Origin of the sequence: Actinokineospora sp. UTMC 2448 (assembly GCF_024760565.1) — a bacterium.
In the GTDB taxonomy this organism is placed as follows: domain Bacteria; phylum Actinomycetota; class Actinomycetes; order Mycobacteriales; family Pseudonocardiaceae; genus Actinokineospora; species Actinokineospora fastidiosa.
In genome coordinates this window covers 4,535,125-4,552,946 of record NZ_CP031087.1, presented here as the reverse complement: position 1 = coordinate 4,552,946, position 17,822 = coordinate 4,535,125, and the positions used below count along the sequence as shown (strand labels likewise).

The 17,822-nt window shown below is 72.7% G+C and carries 19 protein-coding genes; 13 read left to right on the top strand and 6 right to left on the bottom strand.

Annotated elements, in window-relative coordinates; genetic code table 11:
* Nucleotide 1: 1 nt before the first annotated feature.
* Nucleotides 2-2,017, bottom strand: coding sequence for a cellulose binding domain-containing protein (locus Actkin_RS20750; RefSeq protein ID WP_258903876.1), 2,016 nt, complete (start codon nt 2,015-2,017; stop codon nt 2-4).
* A 37-nt stretch (nt 2,018-2,054) separates the two neighbouring features.
* Nucleotides 2,055-3,038, bottom strand: a complete 984-nt coding sequence (locus tag Actkin_RS20745; RefSeq protein WP_258903875.1) for a helix-turn-helix transcriptional regulator — start codon at nt 3,036-3,038, stop codon at nt 2,055-2,057.
* A 140-nt stretch (nt 3,039-3,178) separates the two neighbouring features.
* On the opposite strand from Actkin_RS20745, the gene Actkin_RS20740 reads away from it, so the two are divergent.
* Nucleotides 3,179-3,640 (top strand): VOC family protein, encoded by a 462-nt coding sequence (locus Actkin_RS20740; protein ID WP_258903874.1) that lies wholly within the window; start codon nt 3,179-3,181, stop codon nt 3,638-3,640.
* An 8-nt stretch (nt 3,641-3,648) separates the two neighbouring features.
* On the opposite strand, the gene Actkin_RS20735 is transcribed toward Actkin_RS20740, so the two are convergent.
* The gene (locus Actkin_RS20735) at nt 3,649-3,864 is read right to left on the bottom strand and encodes a hypothetical protein (RefSeq protein ID WP_189211167.1); all 216 of its coding nucleotides are present in this window, start codon (nt 3,862-3,864) and stop codon (nt 3,649-3,651) included.
* Nucleotides 3,865-4,068: 204 nt separating this feature from the next.
* On the opposite strand from Actkin_RS20735, the gene Actkin_RS20730 reads away from it, so the two are divergent.
* The 3 genes from Actkin_RS20730 to Actkin_RS20720 are packed head-to-tail and all read left to right on the top strand — an operon-like array spanning nt 4,069 to nt 6,467.
* Nucleotides 4,069-5,370, top strand: coding sequence for an NsdA family TPR-like regulatory protein (locus tag Actkin_RS20730; protein WP_258903873.1), 1,302 nt, complete (start codon nt 4,069-4,071; stop codon nt 5,368-5,370).
* A 31-nt stretch (nt 5,371-5,401) separates the two neighbouring features.
* Nucleotides 5,402-6,040 (top strand): 2'-5' RNA ligase family protein, encoded by a 639-nt coding sequence (locus Actkin_RS20725; RefSeq protein ID WP_258903872.1) that lies wholly within the window; start codon nt 5,402-5,404, stop codon nt 6,038-6,040.
* A complete protein-coding gene (locus tag Actkin_RS20720; protein ID WP_258903871.1) occupies nt 6,024-6,467 on the top strand; it encodes a GNAT family N-acetyltransferase in 444 nt (147 codons plus the stop codon). The genes Actkin_RS20725 and Actkin_RS20720 overlap by 17 nt, the downstream gene beginning before the upstream one ends.
* Before the next feature lie 33 nt (nt 6,468-6,500).
* Here Actkin_RS20720 and Actkin_RS20715 read toward each other — a convergent pair whose 3' ends face one another.
* Entirely contained in the window at nt 6,501-7,013 is a 513-nt protein-coding gene (locus Actkin_RS20715; RefSeq protein WP_189211165.1) for a MarR family winged helix-turn-helix transcriptional regulator, read from the bottom strand.
* A 93-nt stretch (nt 7,014-7,106) separates the two neighbouring features.
* Between Actkin_RS20715 and Actkin_RS20710 the strand changes: the two genes are divergently transcribed.
* The 5 genes from Actkin_RS20710 to Actkin_RS20690 all read left to right on the top strand — a co-directional run bounded on the left by Actkin_RS20710 (nt 7,107) and on the right by Actkin_RS20690 (nt 12,639).
* Nucleotides 7,107-8,006 (top strand): EamA family transporter, encoded by a 900-nt coding sequence (locus tag Actkin_RS20710; protein ID WP_258903870.1) that lies wholly within the window; start codon nt 7,107-7,109, stop codon nt 8,004-8,006.
* 23 nt (nt 8,007-8,029) lie between these two features.
* Nucleotides 8,030-8,893, top strand: coding sequence for an SDR family oxidoreductase (locus tag Actkin_RS20705; RefSeq protein ID WP_258903869.1), 864 nt, complete (start codon nt 8,030-8,032; stop codon nt 8,891-8,893).
* A gap of 226 nt (nt 8,894-9,119) precedes the next feature.
* Entirely contained in the window at nt 9,120-9,659 is a 540-nt protein-coding gene (locus tag Actkin_RS20700; protein WP_258903868.1) for a class I SAM-dependent DNA methyltransferase, read from the top strand.
* A 109-nt stretch (nt 9,660-9,768) separates the two neighbouring features.
* The gene (locus Actkin_RS20695; RefSeq protein ID WP_189211161.1) at nt 9,769-12,156 is read left to right on the top strand and encodes an ATP-binding cassette domain-containing protein; all 2,388 of its coding nucleotides are present in this window, start codon (nt 9,769-9,771) and stop codon (nt 12,154-12,156) included.
* A gap of 63 nt (nt 12,157-12,219) precedes the next feature.
* Nucleotides 12,220-12,639 (top strand): CBS domain-containing protein, encoded by a 420-nt coding sequence (locus Actkin_RS20690; RefSeq protein WP_258903867.1) that lies wholly within the window; start codon nt 12,220-12,222, stop codon nt 12,637-12,639.
* A gap of 36 nt (nt 12,640-12,675) precedes the next feature.
* On the opposite strand, the gene Actkin_RS20685 is transcribed toward Actkin_RS20690, so the two are convergent.
* Entirely contained in the window at nt 12,676-13,239 is a 564-nt protein-coding gene (locus tag Actkin_RS20685; protein WP_258903866.1) for a DUF4396 domain-containing protein, read from the bottom strand.
* 50 nt (nt 13,240-13,289) lie between these two features.
* Nucleotides 13,290-13,805 (bottom strand): carboxymuconolactone decarboxylase family protein, encoded by a 516-nt coding sequence (locus tag Actkin_RS20680; RefSeq protein WP_258903865.1) that lies wholly within the window; start codon nt 13,803-13,805, stop codon nt 13,290-13,292.
* Nucleotides 13,806-14,019: 214 nt separating this feature from the next.
* Between Actkin_RS20680 and Actkin_RS20675 the strand changes: the two genes are divergently transcribed.
* From Actkin_RS20675 to Actkin_RS20660, 4 genes are read left to right on the top strand one after another with little or no spacing between them, the layout of a single operon-like run.
* Entirely contained in the window at nt 14,020-14,301 is a 282-nt protein-coding gene (locus tag Actkin_RS20675) for a metal-sensitive transcriptional regulator (RefSeq protein ID WP_189211157.1), read from the top strand.
* Between the two features lie 19 nt (nt 14,302-14,320).
* Entirely contained in the window at nt 14,321-14,527 is a 207-nt protein-coding gene (locus tag Actkin_RS20670) for a heavy-metal-associated domain-containing protein (RefSeq protein WP_189211156.1), read from the top strand.
* Between the two features lie 12 nt (nt 14,528-14,539).
* Nucleotides 14,540-15,499, top strand: coding sequence for a DUF8832 domain-containing protein (locus Actkin_RS20665; protein ID WP_258903864.1), 960 nt, complete (start codon nt 14,540-14,542; stop codon nt 15,497-15,499).
* An 11-nt stretch (nt 15,500-15,510) separates the two neighbouring features.
* Nucleotides 15,511-17,787 carry a heavy metal translocating P-type ATPase gene (locus tag Actkin_RS20660; protein ID WP_258903863.1) on the top strand — a complete coding sequence of 759 codons (2,277 nt, stop codon included), beginning with the start codon at nt 15,511-15,513 and terminating at the stop codon, nt 17,785-17,787.
* Nucleotides 17,788-17,822 lie beyond the last annotated feature (35 nt).

Sequence of the window (17,822 nt, the reverse complement as noted above, 5' to 3'; positions counted from 1 at the left end):
CTCACCGGGTCGTGCAGTGGGTCCCGTTCAGCGTGAACACCCGCGGCGGCACGTTGGGGCCGTGGTACGAGGCGACGAAACCGGCGGTGACCGTCTCCCCGGGGGCGATCACCCGGTTCCCGTCGGCGTTGGCCACCCGGACGGTCGCGCCGGTCTGGGTCCAGGTCGCGTTCCAGCCGCTGTCCACCCGCTGCCACCCGGTGGGCCAGTCGAAGGCCAGCGTCCAGCTGTCGACGGGCCGCGTCCCGGTGTTGGTGATGTCGACGTTGCCCACATAACCGTTGCCCCAGTTCGTGACGTCGGTCAGCCTGACCGCGCACGTCGACGTGGCGGGTGTGGCCGTGGTGAACTCGACCGGCGGCGACGCCCAGGACACCTTGCCCGCGCCGTCGCGGGCGATCAGGTTGACCATGTAGCGGGTGCTCGGGGTGAGGTTGTGGACGGTGAAGGACGTGCCGGTCGTCTCGCCCCACTGCTCGGTGTGCGCGCCCGACTGCCGGTGGATCTCGTACTTGACGCCGGGCGCGGCGGCGGGCCAGGTGAGCGTCGCGGTCCGGTCGGTCGCCGTCGCGGTCGGCCGGGCGGGCGCTGCCGGTCCGGTCACCTCGGCGGTCGGACGCAGCAGCAGCGTGGTGATCGAGTAGGGCTCGACCGCCACGGACGCGCTGGCTCCCGTCGTGGTGGTGATCGCCGTGTCCCCGTTGCCGTGGCTGAGGACCTCGGCGCTCGCCGCGGGGGAGTAGCCCGCGTAGTCGAGGGCGACGGTCTTGGCGTTCTCGGGGTCCCGGTTGACCAGCATCACCGCGAGACCGCCGTCGGCTTTGCGCGTGGCGTGCACTTTGACCATCGGGTCGGATGACGCCGCCGCGACGAACTGGTCGCCGGGCTCGGCCAGCCGCGAGGTCATCGCCAGCGCGTGGTAGGGCGCGAACGGCGTGTTGAGCGCGGGCTGGCAGACCGTGCCGTCGGCGGAGCAGTTCCCGCTGGAGAGCAGGCCGAAGTCGTCGTAGTCGGTGTGCCCGGCGACGGTCGTGACGTTCCCCATGCCGTTGTGGACGTTCCACCAGTCCACATTGAACACGCCGTTCGCCAGCAGCGAGGCGTACGCGTCGGCGGCGAACAGCGCGCCGGGCTGGGTGTTGCGGCCGTACGTCGTGTTCAGCTCGGTGAACGCGATCCCGAGGTCCTTGCCCGCGTGCCGGGCGATCTGCTCGCGCGCCATCCGCACCATGACCGGCGCGTGGTCGGCCCTGGCCAGCGTCGCCGCACCGGAGCCGCCCGCGGGATACCAGTGCAGGATCACGAAGTCGATGTGCGGACCGGCAACCGCCAGCACGACCTCGTTCCACGGCCCGGCGTCGCCCGCCGCGGTGATGCCGTCCGGCCACTCGCCGGGCGTGGTGAGCACCGCGCCGACCTGGATGCCCGGGTCGACAACCTTCATCGCCAGCGCGTACTCCTTGACCAGGTTCGCGTACCCGGCCGGGCTCTTGTCGGGATGCTCGTCGGCCTCCCACTCCGCGCCGTAGTGGCCGTTGCCGTACAGCTCGTTGCCGATCTCCCAGTACTTGACGCCGTAGCCCTTCTCCACGTTGGCGTAGCGGACCCACGCCGCGGCCTCCTCGGGCGTTCCGGTGCCGTAGTTGGCGGTCACCATCGCCTGGCCGCCCGCGCGCCGCACCCCGGCCATGAACGTGTCGAAGTCGGTCCCCGGCGCGACGTAGCCGCCCGGGGCGGTGTGGTCGCGCCAGTGGTAGATGTCGGAGTACGAGCCGCCCGGGTAGCGCATGGCCTGGATCCCCGCGCCCCGCAACAGGTCCGCGACCTCCGGCGTGCCCAGCTGGGAGTCCCAGATCGCGTGGTTCACCCCGATCGCGGCGTCGCCGACCGCCTCCAGCCCGGCGCGCGCGTTGACCGTCACCTCGACGTCGGCCGCGGGCTGCGCCTGGGACGGCGGTGCGGCCAGGAGGGCGGCGGCCAGGGCGGGGACCAGCAGGGCGGCGCGACGCGGGGTCATCGGCGATCCTCTTCGGCCGAAGCGACTGGGAGCGCTCTCAGCCTGGAGTGTCCGACTGCGCGTTGTCAACATCGGGCATGGCCCCCAGCAGCCGCTCGGCCAGCACGCGGCAGCGGTCGCGCAGCTCCGGCGGATCGAGCACTGTGAAGCGGTGGCCCAGCAGCACGACGTGCATGAGCGCGAAATCGAGGCTGCCCGCGCCGCTGACGACCTCGCACCGGTCGCCGTCGAGCGGCCGGACGACGGCGGCGGCGGGCGGGATCTGCGCGCGCACCGCCTCCGCGGGCGCGTGGACGAGGAAACGCGCCTGGTGGCGGTAGACGCGGCTCGCGACGCCCTCCTGGACGTACGCCGCCGCGTCCGGGGCGGGGCGCGGGCGGAAGCGCCAGCCGCGGGCGGCCACGTCGGTCATCCGGTCGACCCGGAAGGTGCGCCAGTCGTCGCGGTCGAGGTCGTAGGCGAGCAGGTACCAGCGCCGGTCGGAGGCGACCAGGCGGTAGGGCTCCACCCGACGCCGCCGCACCCGGTCGCCGGACGGGTAGTCGAAGCCCGCCTCGACCTCGTCGCGGCACGCCCTGGCGAGCGTCATGAGCACGTCCGGGGCGACCGGCGCGCGACCGCCGCCGAAGGACTCCACCGCCGAGGACAGCGCGCGCACCTCGTGTCGCAGGCGGCTGGGCAGGACGCGGTCGAGTTTGGCCAGCGCGCCCAGCGCGGCCTCGTCCGCGCCCGTCACCGTGCCGGTGAGCAGCGCGACCGCGGTGGCGATCGCCTCGGTGTCGTCGAGCAGCAGCGGCGGCAGCTCCTGTCCGGCGCCGAGCTGGTAGCCCCCGCCGACGCCGTTGGCGGCGTGCACCGGATAGCCGAGCGCGCGCAGCCGTTCGACGTCGCGGCGGACCGTGCGCGCGGTGACCCCCAGCCGCGCGGCGAGTTCCGGCCCGGTCCACACCCGGCGTCGTTGCAACAGGCCGACCAGGGCCAGGACGCGCTCCGTTGTGCCTCGCTCATCGCCGCCCGCCATGGCACCACCCTGCCAGAAATAGCGGACACCACCTGTCCGCTATCGGTGTCAGGGTGAGCACATGGACGCCTGAGACCGAACCCTGGTCCGGTCGTCCAGACCATTCCCGTCCGCATGACACACCCACACGGAGCAACCCGATGAGCCGACAGATCCAGATCACCTTCGACGCCCACGACCCGCGCGCGCTGTCCTCCTTCTGGCGCGACGCGCTGGGGTACGTCCACCCCGGCCCGCCCGGGGTCGAACTGCCCGAGGGCGCCGACCCGCTGGCCGCGTGGGACGACTTCCTCGCGCGCGTCGGCGTTCCCGAGGACCAGCGCAACACCAGGTCGGCCATCGAGGACCCGGACGGGCAGGGCCCCCGGCTGTTCTTCCAGCAGGTGCCGGAGGACAAGGTCGCCAAGAACCGCGTCCACATCGACGTCCGCGCCGCGCCCGGCGCGCGCGGCGATGAGCGGATGGCCGCGCTGGAGGCCGAATGCGACCGGCTCGTCGCCCTGGGCGCGACCCGGATCCGGCGGCACGAGCCGGAACCGCCGATGAGCGCGGGCTTCATCGTGATGGCCGACCCCGAGGGCAACGAGTTCTGCCTGGACTGAAAGCCCGATCAGCCCTCGATGATCGGGTGCGGCGCGTGTTCCCTGACCAGGCGTGCCGTCTGCTCCAGCACACCCGCGAGCGCGTCGGCCTTCTCCGGTGTCGCCCACCCGACGATCAGCCCGTTGGCGTAGTTGCGCATCAGCGGCAAGAGGTCTTCCAGTGTGTCGGCGAGCCTGGTGACCGCGGAGACAAGGTCGACCTGCTCAGGTGTTGTGTAGTTCACGAGGTCTCCGGGTGACGCATGTTTCCCCCCACTTCCCCCACGACCACGCGAACGGCGGTGACGCCGGACATGGAGATCGCGGTCATACCGCCAGGGTGCCCGGCCGCGCTCCGCGCGTACAGCGCAGACCGAGGGGCAACCGTGGGCAGCCCGGGGCAGATCATGATCAATGACGCCCCGGGTCCGCGCGGATAGACTTGATCCGTGTCCGAGCCCAACGGCCGACTCCGCGCCGCCCGCCACCGCACCCCGTCGCGGCGCGTGCCCGGGGAGCCGATGAGCCGCGCCGAACTGGCGGAAGCGGTCAACGCGTGGTTATGGGAGAGCACGGGTAAGCGCTACGACCTCGACGCCCGTGCCGTCGGCCGCTGGGAACGCGGCGTGGTGCGCTGGCCTGCCGCGCACTACCGCGCCGCGCTGCGGCAGGTCCTCCGCGCGCCGGACGACACGGCGCTCGGCTTCGCCCCCACCGGCTGGGCGCCGACCGCATCCCCGCACGCCGGTATCGACCTGGAGGGGGTTGTGATGGACGCCGCCGACGAGTCGGCAGCACTGCTGGCGAGGATCGAGGCGACCAACGTCGGGGACCTGACCGTCGACCAGCTCCACGCCGACGTGCGGCGCGTCGCCGCCACGTACCTGAGCGTCCCCACCATGCCGCTGTTCGCCCGCACGCGCGCCCTGCGCGACCGCGCTTTCGCTTTGCTGGAAGGAAGACAGCGGCCCGCGCAGGCGCGGGAGCTGTACGCGGCCGCGGGGTGGTCGCTGACCCTGCTGGCCTGGATGACGGTCGACCTCGGCCGACCGGCGGTGGCCGAGACGCACGCCAGGACCGCGTGGGCGTGCGCGGAGAACGCCGACCACGACGGGCTCCGCGCGTGGGTGCGCGCCACCCAGCACACCGCCGCGTTCTGGCAGGACGACTACACCCGCGCCGCCCAGTTCGCCGCCGACGGCCTCGCCCACGCCCAAGGAACCGCGCGCACGTTCCTGGCCAGCGCCTACGCGCTGGACCTCGCCCGGCTCGGCCGCGACGAGCAGGCGCGCGAGGCCGTCGTCACCGCGCAGCGCAACGCCGACACCGCCGACGTCCGCGACGACGACGTGCCCGGCCCGTTCACCTGCGGGCCGGAGCGCGCTGCCGGGTTCTGGTCCGACGCCGCGCTGTCCCTCGGCGAGCCCGCCGTCACCGCGGAGCAGGCCGACCGGGCTGTGAGCAGGCTCGACACCCTGCCTGCCGAACGGCGCAATCCCGGCTCCGAGCGCATGGTCCGCCTGCAGCAGGTCAAGGCGCGGCTCGCGCTGGGCGAGCTGGACGGGGCCGCGGACGCGCTCGCGCCGGTCATGGCCACCGCGCCCGAGCACCGGGTCCGGCCGCTGCTGCACCGGCTCGGCGAGGTCCGCGCGGCCACGGCCGCCTTCCCGGGCGAGCCCATCGCCGAGCGGATGCGCGAGGAGATCACCGAGTTCGCCCGGCACCCGGTCATCGCCGAGCTGACGGCCTGAACCCGTTGTCCCCCAACCGGAAGAGGTGCGCGTGACCGAGCATGAGCGCATGCGGGACCACTGGTGGTGGCGGCCCGGCTGGCGGGTGGGCCGGTCGTTCTACACCTGGCACTTCACCTTCGCCGCCGATCCCGCGGCCGCCCGGCTCGTCGCCGACTACGCGCCCCTGGTGCGGGCGCTGCCGATGCTGGACCCGGTTCCGGTGCGCTGGCTGCACCTCACGACCCAGGGCGTCGGCTTCACCGACGAGGTCGCTCGCGGCGACCTCGACCGGATCGTCGAGGCGGCCCGGGAGCGCTGCGCGCGCCTGTCGCCGTTCACGATCACGTTGGGTCCGGCCTATGTGGACGCCGAGACGATCCAGCTGCCCGCTTCCCCGGCGCACCCCCTCACCGAGGTCCGCCGGTCCCTGCGCGACGCGATCGCGGCGGTGTGGGGAGCGGACAAGGTGCCCGAGTCCGCCGACGGCTTCCGCGCGCACGTCACCCTGGCGTACTCCAACTCGGCGGGGCCGAGGGAGCCGATCGCCAAGGCCCTCGCCGACCACGGCGACCACACCGCCGCCGTCACGATCGCCGCGGTCTCCCTGATCGACCTGAACCGCGACCGCCGCGCGTACGAGTGGGCGGAGGTCGCGTCGGTGGCGCTGGGCGATGATCCGGCCAGCTGACCCCGCCGACGCGGCGGCGATGGCGGAGGTGTGGCTGCGTTCCTTCACCGCCGCGCTGCCGGGGGTCCGCCGCGCCCACGACGACGACGCGGTGCGCCGGTGGTTCACCCACGTCGTGGTGCCGCGCGGCGAAAGCTGGGTCGCGGTGGCCGATGGCGCGGTGGTGGGTCTGCTGGTGCTTGACGGCCAGGAACTGGACCAGCTCTACCTGGACCCGTCGTGGCGCGGACGGGGGCTGGGGAACCGATTCCTGGACCTGGCCAAACGCCTGCGTCCGGACGGCTTGGCGTTGCGGACCTTCCAGGCCAACCATCCCGCCCGCCGCTTCTACGAACGGCACGGCTTCGTCGCGGTGGACAGCACGGACGGCAGCCGCAACGAGGAGCGGGAGCCCGACATCCGCTATGTCTGGCGGCCCGAGCGGTAGCCCGTCCCGACTGGCGTCCTGATTGGACGGAACTCACTCCACCGCGTCGCCTCCGGGAACGTCGCCCAGCCCGATCAGCAGCTTGCGCAGCAGTCTCGCCAGTTCGCGCTGCTCGTCGGCGTTCAGGCACGATAGCGCGCGTTCCTCATGGGACACATGGTGTTCCAGGACGTCCTCGACCGCGGTCCAGCCGCTCTCGGTCAGGGTGATGACCACCGAGCGGCGGTTCCCGGGGTCGGTCTCGCGAGTGACCAGGCCGCGGGCGACCAGCCGGTCGATGCGGTTGGTGATCGCGCCCGAGGTGACCATGGAACTCGCGGACAGCGCGCCCGCGGTGAGCCGGTACGGCGGGCCGGACCGGCGCAGGGTGCCCAGGATGTCGAACTCCCACAGCTGCAGGCCGTGCCGGGCGAAGTTCTCGGTCAGCCCGCGCTCCAGCAGGCGGCTCGCCCGCTGCACACGGCCGACGACGCCCATCGGCGCGGCCGCGAGGTCGGGGCGCTCCGCTGCCCACTGCCGCAGCACCCGGTCGACGTGGTCGCCCATCCGCATCCTCCTCGGGACCCGAAGCGGTTGACGGAGCCTAACAAGCACCCTTAAAGTCTTCGACGTTGAACAATTCAATGTTGAGAGGTTCTGATGACGCATGCTCCCGCCCGGGCCGCACCGCGCACGGCGGCCTTCACCGCGATGGCCGCCGTCGCCCCCGTCAGCTGGGGCACGACGTACCTGGTGACCACCGAGTTCCTGCCGCCGGACCGCCCGCTGCTCTCCGCCGTGCTGCGCACGCTCCCGGCCGGGCTCGCGGTCCTGGCGCTGACCAGGACGCTGCCGCGCGGCGGGTGGTGGTGGCGCGCGGCGGTGCTGGGCGCGCTCAACATCGGCGCGTTCAACGCGCTGCTGTTCGTCGCCGCCTACCGGCTGCCCGGCGGGGTCGCGGCGACCCTCACCGCGACGCAGCCGCTCCTCGTCGCCGGGCTCGCCCTGGCGCTGCTGGGGGAGCGGCCGACGGGATGGCGGCTCGGCTGGGGCGTCGCGGGCGTGGCCGGGGTCGCCCTGATGGTGCTGCGCGCGGAGGCGGGCTTCGACGTGCTCGGCATCGTGGCGGGCGGCGCGGCGGCGGCCTCGATGGCCGCGGGCGTCGTGCTCACCAAACGCTGGGGCAAACCGGACGGCGTGGGCCTGCTGCCGTTCACCGGGTGGCAGCTCGCCGCGGGCGGCCTGCTGCTCGTGCCGTTCGCGGCCGTCGAGGGGCCGCTGCCGGTGTTCGACGCGGCCGCGGTCGGCGGGTACCTGTGGCTGGCGGTCGTGGGCACGCTGGCCGCGTACGTGCTCTGGTTCCAGGGCGTGGGCAGGCTCCCGGTGACGGCGGTGTCGTTCCTCGTCCTGCTGTCCCCCGTCGTGGCGACCGTGCTGGGCTGGGCCGTGCTGGACCAGCCGCTCACCACCCTGCAGACCGCCGGGTTCGTCCTGGCCATGCTCTCGATCCTCGGCGCGCAGCTCACCCCGCGGACGGCCCGCGCGCTGCTCTCCCGCTGAATCCCCACCGGAAGGACCCGGCCATGACCCGAACCCTGCTGATCACCGGCGCCACCGGCAGCGTCTCCACCGCGTTGCTCGCCGAACTGGAGGGCTCCGACCTCCACATCCGCGCACTGGTCCGCGACCCCACCAGGGCCACGCTGCCACCCGGCGTCGAGATCGCGACGGGCGACCTCGACGACCCGCGCTCGCTGACGGGCGCCTTCGACGGCGTCGACGACCTGTGGCTGCTGGTCCCCAACGGACCGCGCGCCCCGGAGAACAGCTCGAACGCGCTGTGGGCGGCCCGTCAGGCGGGCGTCGAGCGGGTGGTCCGCCTCTCCGCCGTCGGCGCGGCCCACGACGCCCCGACCCGCAGCGGACGCCTCCACGCCCTATCCGATCACGAGGTGGCGGCGTGCGGGATGAACTGGACCATCCTGCGCCCCCACTGGTTCATGCAGAACCTCCTGAACGACGCGCCCGGCATCGCCACCCACGGCACGTTCTCCTCCAACGCCGCCGCCGCCCGCCTGGGCATGATCGATGTCCGCGACATCGCCCGTTTCGCCGCACGAATACTCACCGACACCCCCACACAGCACCACGGCATGACCTACACCCCCACCGGCCCCCGCCCGGTCTCCTTCACCGAGATAGCCCGCCTCCTCACCGAAATCCTGGGCAAGCCGGTCGAATACCACCCGGTATCCGATGAGGACCACCGCAAAACCCTGCTGAGCCACGGGATGCCGTGGTGGATCGCAGACATGCTGATCGAATACTCGCAGGCCTACGCAAGAGGCTGGGGCGACTACACCACCAACGACTACCAGAACGTAGTCGGCCACCCACCCCGCGACGTGAAGGACTTCCTCCACGACCACGCAGGGGCCTTCGCCTGACCGACCGCCACACAGGGACAACACCTGGTGGTTCGTCGACCACTCTGCCCCCTGCTCCCTCGTCCTGGCCGTCTTTAACCCTGGGAGGGCGGTGTCAAGGGCAGGCGAAGCCTGTCGCGCAGCGACGCCGAAGGCGCCCTTTACTCCGCCCTCCCAGGGTTAAACACTTGAGGCCGAGGGAGCGAACCACCGCTCAGCGCGAATCCACATATGCGACCGTAGTGCCGTGACGTGGAATGGCGAGGACTACCAGAGCCGCTTCGACCGCTTGGCCGCCGACGGCGTGGACGTGCACGGTGAGGCCACCTTCGTCCGCGCCTACACCCCCACCACCGTCCTAGACGCAGGCTGCGGGTCCGGCAGAGTCGCCATCGAACTGGCCCGCCACGGCATCGAGGTCGTCGGCGTCGACGCGGACGCCTCCATGGTCGCCGCCGCCGAGCGCCGTGCGCCGGAGTTGGTGTGGCTGCGCCGCAACCTCACCGGGCTGGACCTCGGCCGGGTGTTCGACGTGGTGGTGATGGCGGGCAACGTCCCCCTGTTCACCCCGCCGGGCACCGAGCCCGCGCTGGTCGCGGGCGCCGCCCGGCACGTGGCTCCCGGCGGGGTGCTCATCGCGGGCTTCTCCCTGGACCGCGCCTACACCCTCGCCGACTACGACGCCCACTGCGCCGCCGCGGGGCTGACGCTCGCGGAGCGGTTCGCCACCTGGTCGCGCGACCCCTTCACCGACGGTGACTACGCGGTGTCGGTCCATCGACGCTGACCAGGTGAACGGCGGTCAGGATTCGAGAAGCGCGGCCGTTCGGCGCTCACCTAGGGTGGCAGCGACGCGGTCGCCTGGAGGGGGCCGCACCAGCAGAGGGAGAACGGCCATGGCCACGAGGAAGGGCACCCGGGCGCCCGCGCCGCACGTCGCCGACGCGCACGACTGGATCCGCGTGCAGGGCGCGCGGGTGAACAACCTCAAGGACGTCAGCGTCGAGATCCCCAAGCGCAGGCTGACGGTGTTCACCGGGGTGTCCGGCTCGGGCAAGAGCTCGCTGGTGTTCGGCACCGTGGCCGCGGAGTCGCAGCGGCTGATCAACGAGACCTACAGCGCCTTCGTCCAGGGCTTCATGCCGACGCTGGCCCGGCCCGATGTCGACGTCCTCGACGGGCTGACCACCGCCATCATCGTCGACCAGCAGCGGATGGGCTCGGACCCGAGGTCGACCGTCGGCACCGCCACCGACGCCAACGCGATGCTGCGCATCCTGTTCAGCAGGCTCGGGCAGCCGCACGTCGGCTCGCCGCAGGCGTTCTCCTTCAACGTCGCCTCGATCAGCGGGGCGGGCGCGGTGACGGTCGAGCGCGCGGGCACGAAGGTGAAGGAGCGCCGCAGCTTCAGCGTCACCGGCGGCATGTGCCCGCGCTGTGAGGGCCGCGGCTCGGTCTCCGACATCGACCTCAGCCAGCTCTACGACGACTCCAAGTCCATCTCCGAGGGCGCGTTCACCATCCCCGGCTGGAAGTCCGACAGCTTCTGGACCGTGCGGGTCTACGCCGAGTCGGGCTTCGTCGACCCGGACAAGCCGATCCGCCGGTTCACCAAGAAGGAGATGCGCGACTTCCTCTACAAGGAGCCGACCAAGGTCAAGGTCGAGGGCGTCAACCTCACCTACGAGGGCCTGATCCCCAAGGTGCAGAAGTCGTTCCTGGCGAAGGACCCCGAGGCGATGCAGCCGCACATCCGCGCCTTCGTGGAGCGGGCGGTCACCTTCGCCACCTGCCCCGAGTGCGACGGCACCCGGCTGAGCGAGCTGGCCCGCTCGTCGAAGATCGCCGGGATCAGCATCGCCGACGCCTCGGCCATGCAGATCAGCGACCTGGCCGAGTGGGTGCGCGGCCTCGACGAGCCGTCGGTAGCGCCGCTGCTGGGCAAGCTGGCGCACACCCTCGACTCGTTCGTGCGGATCGGGCTGGGCTACCTCTCGCTCGACCGGCCCTCCGGCACGCTCTCCGGCGGCGAGGCCCAGCGCACCAAGATGGTCCGCCACCTCGGCTCGCCGCTCACCGACGTCACCTACGTCTTCGACGAGCCCACCACCGGCCTGCACCCGCACGACATCCAGCGGATGAACGACCTGCTGCTGCAGCTGCGCGACAAGGGCAACACCGTGCTCGTGGTGGAGCACAAGCCCGAGGTGATCGAGATCGCCGACCACGTGGTCGACCTCGGCCCCGGCGCGGGCACGGCGGGCGGCGCGGTCTGCTACGAGGGCACCGTCGCCGGGCTGCGCTCCAGCGCCACGGTCACCGGCCGCCACCTCGACGACCGGGCGTCGCTCAAGCCGAGCGTGCGCACGCCGACCGGCAAGGTGGAGATCCGCGGGGCCGACCGCCACAACCTGCGCGATGTCGACGTCGACGTCCCGCTGGGCGTCCTGTGCGTGGTCACCGGCGTGGCGGGCTCGGGCAAGAGCTCGCTGATCCACGGCTCCATCCCGGCGGACGTGGGCGTCGTGTCCGTCGACCAGACGCCCATCCGCGGCTCGCGGCGCAGCAACCCGGCCACCTACACCGGGCTGCTGGAGCCCATCCGCAAGGCGTTCGCGAAGGCCAACGGCGTGAAGCCCGCCCTGTTCAGCGCGAACTCCGAGGGCGCGTGCCCCACCTGCAACGGCGCGGGCGTCGTCTACACCGACCTGGCGATCATGGCGGGCGTGGCCACCACCTGCGAGGAGTGCGAGGGCAAGCGGTTCCAGGCGTCGGTGCTGGAGTACCGCCTCGGCGGGCGCGACATCAGCGAGGTGCTGGCGATGTCGGTCGCGGAGGCCGAGGAGTTCTTCGGCGGCGGCGAGGCGCACACCCCGGCCGCGCACGCCGTCCTCGACCGGCTCGCCACCGTCGGCCTCGGCTACCTCACCCTCGGCCAGCCGCTGACCACGCTCTCCGGCGGCGAGCGGCAGCGGCTCAAGCTGGCCACGCACATGGCCGAGAAGGGCGGCGTCTACGTCCTCGACGAGCCGACCGCAGGCCTGCACCTCGCCGACGTCGAGCACCTGCTCGGCCTCCTCGACCGGCTGGTCGACTCGGGCAAGTCGGTCATCGTCATCGAGCACCACCAGGCGGTCATGGCGCACGCGGACTGGATCATCGACCTGGGTCCCGGCGCGGGCCACGACGGCGGCCGGGTCGTCTTCGAGGGCACCCCGGCCGACCTGGTCGCCGCCCGGTCCACCCTCACCGGCCGCCACCTCGCCGAGTACGTCGGCGGCTGACCCGGGTTTCGCCCCACCCGTGCCGGGTAAGCGTGTGCCGGACGACGAGCCCCGGGAGGGATCATGGGCCAGGCACTACGCGAGGTCATGACGGCCAACCCCGTCGCACTGCCCGGCGACACCGCGGTGCGGCAGGCGGCGGTGAAGATGCGGGAGCGCGGCATCGGTGACGTGCTGGTCGTCGACGACGGGGAGCTGGCGGGCATCGTCACCGACCGCGACATCGTGGTCAGGGCCGTGGCCGAGCAGGACGACCTCGCAGGCTGCGTGCTGCGGGACGTGTGCTCGAGCGAGGTCGTCACCGCAGGCCCGGACGAGGACATCGACGCCGCGCTGGACCGCATGCGGGAGAACGCGGTCCGCCGCATCGTCGTGGTCGACAAGGGCAAGCCCGTCGGGGTCTTCTCCCTCGGCGACGCCGCCCTGGAGCGCGACCAGGACTCCGCCCTGGGCGACATCAGCTCGGCGACCGCGAACTCCTGACGGCGGGAGGAGCGCCGCGCGGGCGGCGCTCCTCCGTCAGTGGTGGTAGGCGTGCACCACCGCGTGGCCGGTGCCCCGGCCGATCAGCCACTTGTTGACCGGCCAGGTGACCAGGAAGGCCACCAGGAACGCGAAGGCGAGCGCGCCCCAGAACAGGGCGCTGGCCAGGCCCGCGTCCATGGCGCCGGGGACGACCACCATGACCCCGTTGTCGATGATCTCCATGACGGTGATGGAGACGGTGTCGGCGGCCAGCGCGATCTTGACGGCCTGCTTGAACCTCACGCCGGCCTTGAGCACGCCCCACATCGTCAGCGCGTAGCCGAAGAGGAACGCGAGGCCGACCGCGAGGGCGATCGTGGCGATCGTCCCCCAGCCCAGCGCGGTGCCGATGACCATGCCCAGGACCTCGCCGATGGCGCACCCGGTGAGGCAGTGCAGCGTGGCCGACGCCGCGACCCGCCAGCTCGCCCCGCCGTGCTGGTGGGCCCCGTGCCGGCCACCGTTCTGATGGTCACCGCGGTGATGGGCGCCGTGCTGACCGGCGTGGTCGGAGCTGCCCTGGTCGTGGGCCGGTTCGTGGTGGTGCTCTGTGGACATGGGAAACAGGCCTCCTCGGTCTGGGGATGAAGCTATACCCGCTTGGGGTATCAGGGCGAGTCGGGTTCGAGGCCCGCGACGAGGTTGAACGCGCCCGTCAGGTGGTTGAGGCTCACCAGGCCGACGACATCGGCGATCGCGCGGTCGCCCCAGCCGTGGGCCCGGACCCGGGCGAGGTCGTCGTCGGTGATCGACGCGGGCTCGGCCAGGACGCGGACGGCGAGGTCGAGCAGCGCGGTCTCGCGGTCGTCGGTGGAGACGCCCTCGCGCGCCAGGGCGATGTCGCTCTCGCTGAGACCCGCGGCGCGGGCGGCGTCGGCATGGGCGGCCAGGCACAGCGCGCAGCCCAGCCACTCCTGCACGGTCAGGGAGATCTTCTCGCTGAGCGCGCGGGGCAGCTTCACCCGCTTGATGGCGCGGGACAGCTCGAGGTAGCCCTGCAGGAGCGCGGGGGAGTGGGCCATGGTGGCGACCATCGGCCCCGGCGCCCCCCGTCGGGCGGTCAGCTCGGCGAGCAGGTCCCGGGAGTGCGCGGGCGGCTCGGCGGGCGGCTGGATGCGGACCATGCTGATCTCTCGCCTCCACTGCGATGTCGGTGCCTATACCTCTAGGGGGTATGGGCAGCGGCGAAGGTAGCACCGCGGTCGTGCATACGGCAAGGGGGTATGCTGCCGTGACGCGCGACACCTGGCTCCACGGTTTGACAGGGATACCCCCTGGGGGTAGAAATGAGCCATACCCCCACAGGGTTACCGGACGACCGGCGAAGGGAGGGGCGGCATGAACGGCTACGCCCAGGACAAGGATGCCTACCTCAAGCGACTGAAGCGCATCGAGGGTCAGGTGCGCGGGCTGCACCGGATGGTGGAGAGCGATGAGTACTGCATCGACGTGCTGACCCAGATCTCCGCGGTCACCAAGGCCCTGCAGGCGGTGTCGATCGGCCTGATCGACGAGCACCTGAAGCACTGCGTGGCCCAGGCCGTCGCCGAGGGCGGGGAGACCGCCGACGCGAAGGTCGCCGAGGCCAGCGCCGCGATCGCACGGCTCGTGCGGTCCTAGAACCGACAGAGGGAACGCCATGACCGAGACCACCTACACCGTGACCGGGATGACCTGCGGGCACTGCGCCGCCTCCGTGCGTGAGGAGGTCGGCACGATCGACGGTGTGCAGAACATCGACGTCGACGTGCCCACCGGCAAGGTCACCGTCGTCAGCGCCCAGCCGCTCGACCGGGAGCGCGTGCGCGCCGCGGTCGAGGAGGCGGGCTACCAGCTGACCGCGTAGGAAGCGACTGACATGAACACAGCAGGGAAGCTCGCCGCCTACGGTGCGGCCGTCGTCCTGGTCGCCGCGGGCGCCTGGGCCGTCGGCTCCGCTGTCGGCCCCTTCCCCGGCGCGGCCGGGGTGCCCGAGGCCGAGGGCCCCGGGCACGGGGGCGGTCACAGCGACACCGTCGCGGCGACCCCCCATGAGCCCGCCGGGCTCGCGTCGTCCAAGGGCGGTTACACCCTCACCCCTGTCTCGACGACGCTGACCGCGGGCCGCCAACAGCCCTTCTCCTTCCGCGTCACCGGCCCCGACGGCCACCCCGTCACCGCCTTCGACGTGTCGCACGACAAGCGGATGCACCTGATCGTGGTGCGCCGCGACCTCAGCGGGTTCCAGCACGTCCACCCGGAGATGTCCGGGGACGGCGTCTGGTCGGTCCCGCTGACGGTCGACGACCCGGGCGTGTACCGGGCGTTCGCCGACTTCGTGCCGACCGGCGGCCAGGGGCTCACGCTCGGCGTCGACCTCTTCGCCGACGGCGACGCCCAGCGCGTCGAGCACCAGGACTCGTGGGCCGCCGAGGTCGACGGCTACCGGGTCCAGCTCTCCGGCGACCTCGTCGCGGGCCGCTCGTCGGAGGTCACCGCGACGGTGACCAAGGACGGCGTGCCGGTCACCGACCTGCAGCCCTACCTGGGCGCCTACGGCCACCTGGTCGCGCTGCGCTCCGGGGACCTGGCGTACCTGCACGTGCACCCGGACGGCACGCCCGGCGACGGGCGCACCCCGGCCGGCCCGGACATCGGGTTCGGCGTGGAGGTCCCGACCGAGGGCGCCTACCGCCTGTTCCTGGACTTCCAGCACGACGGCGAGGTGCGGACCGCCGAGTTCACGGTCACCGTGAGCGACCACGCGCCGAGGCCGACGGCCACGCCCCCGTCCGACGACGGCGGCGCGGGGCACGGCGAGCCCGGACACGGGCACTAGGGGAGGACGCCATGACATCGGACACCCGGGCGCTGCCCGCCGCCACCGGCGAGGTCGAACTCGCCATCAGCGGGATGACGTGCGCCTCCTGCGCCAACCGCATCGAGCGCAAGCTGAACAAGCTGGACGGCGTCACCGCCAGCGTCAACTACGCCACGGAGAAGGCCAAGGTCGTCTTCCCGGCCGACATGGACCCGGCCACGCTGGTCGAGCAGGTCGAGGCGGCGGGCTACGCGGCCGCCCTGCCGAAGCCGCCCGCGTCGGGTGAGCCCGAGGCGCCCGCCGCAGAGGAGGACACCACCCGCTCGCTGCGGCAGCGGCTGATCGGGTCGGCCGTGCTGTCGGCGCCGGTCATCGCGATGGCGATGGTCCCGGCGCTGCAGTTCACCTACTGGCAGTGGATCTCGCTGGCCCTGGCCGGGCCGGTGATCGTGTGGGCGGCGTGGCCGTTCCACAAGGCGGCGTGGGCCAACCTCCGGCACGGCGCGGCCACCATGGACACGCTGATCTCGATGGGCACCATCGCGGCGTTCCTGTGGTCGCTCTACGCGCTGCTGTGGGGCACCGCGGGCGAGCCGGGGATGACGCACCCGTTCGAGCTGACCATCCAGCGGATGAGCGGCGAGGCCAACATCTACCTGGAGGTCGCCGCCGGGGTGACCACGTTCATCCTGGCCGGGCGCTACTTCGAGGCCCGCTCCAAGCGCCGGGCGGGCGCGGCCCTGCGGGCGCTGCTGGAACTGGGCGCGAAGGACGTCGCCGTGCTGCGCGACGGCCGCGAGACGCGGATCCCGGTCGACCGGTTGGCCGTGGGGGACCGGTTCGTGGTGCGTCCCGGCGAGAAGATCGCCACGGACGGCGTCGTCGAGGACGGGTCGTCCGCGGTCGACGCGAGCATGCTGACCGGCGAGTCCGTGCCGGTCGAGGTCGGGCCGGGCAGCGAGGTCGTCGGGGCCACGGTGAACGCGGGCGGCAGGCTCGTCGTCCGCGCCACCAGGGTCGGATCCGACACCCAGCTGGCGCGGATGGCCAAGCTGGTCGAGGACGCGCAGACCGGCAAGGCCGAGGTCCAGCGGCTGGCAGACCGCGTGTCGGGCGTCTTCGTGCCGATCGTGATCGCGCTGGCCGCCGGGACGCTGGCGTTCTGGCTGGGCGCGGGCGGCAGCGTGGCGGCGGCGTTCACCGCCGCGGTCGCGGTGCTGATCATCGCCTGCCCGTGCGCGCTGGGTCTGGCCACGCCGACCGCGCTGCTGGTCGGCACCGGCCGGGGCGCCCAGCTGGGCGTGCTGATCAAGGGCCCCGAGGTCCTGGAGTCCACCCGCCGCGTCGACACCGTGGTGCTGGACAAGACCGGCACGGTCACCACCGGCCAGATGTCGCTGGTCGAGGTCCACGTCGCCGAGGGCGTCGACCGGGCCGAGGCGCTGCGCCTGGCCGGTGCGGTGGAGGACGCCTCCGAGCACCCGATCGCCCAGGCCGTCGCCCGCGGCGCCCGCGAGGAGGTCGGCGAGCTGCCCTCGGTGGCGGACTTCGGGAACGTCGAGGGCCTCGGCGTCCAGGGTGTGGTGGACGGGCACGGCGTGGTCGTGGGCCGCACGGCGCTGCTGGAGCAGTGGTCCCAGCACCTGCCCGCCGACCTCGCCGAGGCGAAGGCGGCAGCGGAACAGCGCGGCCGGACCGCCGTGGCCGTCGGCTGGGACGGGCGGGCCCGCGCGGTCCTGGTCGTGGCCGACACGGTCAAGCCGACCTCGGCCGAGGCCATCCGCGAGCTGCGGGCCCTCGGGCTGACCCCGGTCCTGCTGACCGGCGACAACGAGGCCGTGGCCAGGTCGGTCGCCGCGGAGGTGGGCATTTCCGAGGTGATCGCCGAGGTCCTGCCCGAGGACAAGGTCGACGCGGTCAAGCGACTGCAGGCCGACGGCCGGGTGGTGGCCATGGTCGGCGACGGCGTGAACGACGCCGCCGCGCTCGCCCAGGCCGACCTCGGCCTGGCCATGGGCACCGGCACCGACGCCGCCATCGAGGCGGCCGACCTGACCCTGGTGCGCGGCGACCTGCTCGCCGCCGTCGACGCCATCCGGCTCTCGCGGCGGACGCTGGCCACGATCAAGGGCAACCTGTTCTGGGCCTTCGCCTACAACGTCGCCGCCCTGCCGCTGGCCGCTGCCGGGCTGCTCAACCCGATGCTCGCGGGCGCGGCGATGGCGTTCAGCTCGGTGTTCGTGGTGACGAACAGCCTGCGGCTGCGCGGCTTCCGCGGCATCAGGCCCGAGGCGACGGCGGCGTGATCCCCCCGACCGCGGGCCCGCGTCCCCTCGGGGGC

Excerpts from the sequence above, each read along its gene's own strand:
- Actkin_RS20750 (WP_258903876.1), bottom strand. The coding sequence starts at position 2,017 with ATGACCCCGCGTCGCGCCGCCCTGCTGGTCCCCGCCCTGGCCGCCGCC.
- Actkin_RS20745 (WP_258903875.1), bottom strand. The coding sequence starts at position 3,038 with ATGGCGGGCGGCGATGAGCGAGGCACAACGGAGCGCGTCCTGGCCCTG.
- Actkin_RS20740 (WP_258903874.1), top strand. The coding sequence starts at position 3,179 with ATGAGCCGACAGATCCAGATCACCTTCGACGCCCACGACCCGCGCGCG.
- Actkin_RS20720 (WP_258903871.1), top strand. The coding sequence starts at position 6,024 with ATGATCCGGCCAGCTGACCCCGCCGACGCGGCGGCGATGGCGGAGGTG.
- Actkin_RS20715 (WP_189211165.1), bottom strand. The coding sequence starts at position 7,013 with ATGGGCGACCACGTCGACCGGGTGCTGCGGCAGTGGGCAGCGGAGCGC.
- Actkin_RS20710 (WP_258903870.1), top strand. The coding sequence starts at position 7,107 with ATGACGCATGCTCCCGCCCGGGCCGCACCGCGCACGGCGGCCTTCACC.
- Actkin_RS20705 (WP_258903869.1), top strand. The coding sequence starts at position 8,030 with ATGACCCGAACCCTGCTGATCACCGGCGCCACCGGCAGCGTCTCCACC.
- Actkin_RS20695 (WP_189211161.1), top strand. The coding sequence starts at position 9,769 with ATGGCCACGAGGAAGGGCACCCGGGCGCCCGCGCCGCACGTCGCCGAC.
- Actkin_RS20690 (WP_258903867.1), top strand. The coding sequence starts at position 12,220 with ATGGGCCAGGCACTACGCGAGGTCATGACGGCCAACCCCGTCGCACTG.
- Actkin_RS20685 (WP_258903866.1), bottom strand. The coding sequence starts at position 13,239 with ATGTCCACAGAGCACCACCACGAACCGGCCCACGACCAGGGCAGCTCC.
- Actkin_RS20680 (WP_258903865.1), bottom strand. The coding sequence starts at position 13,805 with ATGGTCCGCATCCAGCCGCCCGCCGAGCCGCCCGCGCACTCCCGGGAC.
- Actkin_RS20675 (WP_189211157.1), top strand. The coding sequence starts at position 14,020 with ATGAACGGCTACGCCCAGGACAAGGATGCCTACCTCAAGCGACTGAAG.
- Actkin_RS20670 (WP_189211156.1), top strand. The coding sequence starts at position 14,321 with ATGACCGAGACCACCTACACCGTGACCGGGATGACCTGCGGGCACTGC.
- Actkin_RS20665 (WP_258903864.1), top strand. The coding sequence starts at position 14,540 with ATGAACACAGCAGGGAAGCTCGCCGCCTACGGTGCGGCCGTCGTCCTG.
- Actkin_RS20660 (WP_258903863.1), top strand. The coding sequence starts at position 15,511 with ATGACATCGGACACCCGGGCGCTGCCCGCCGCCACCGGCGAGGTCGAA.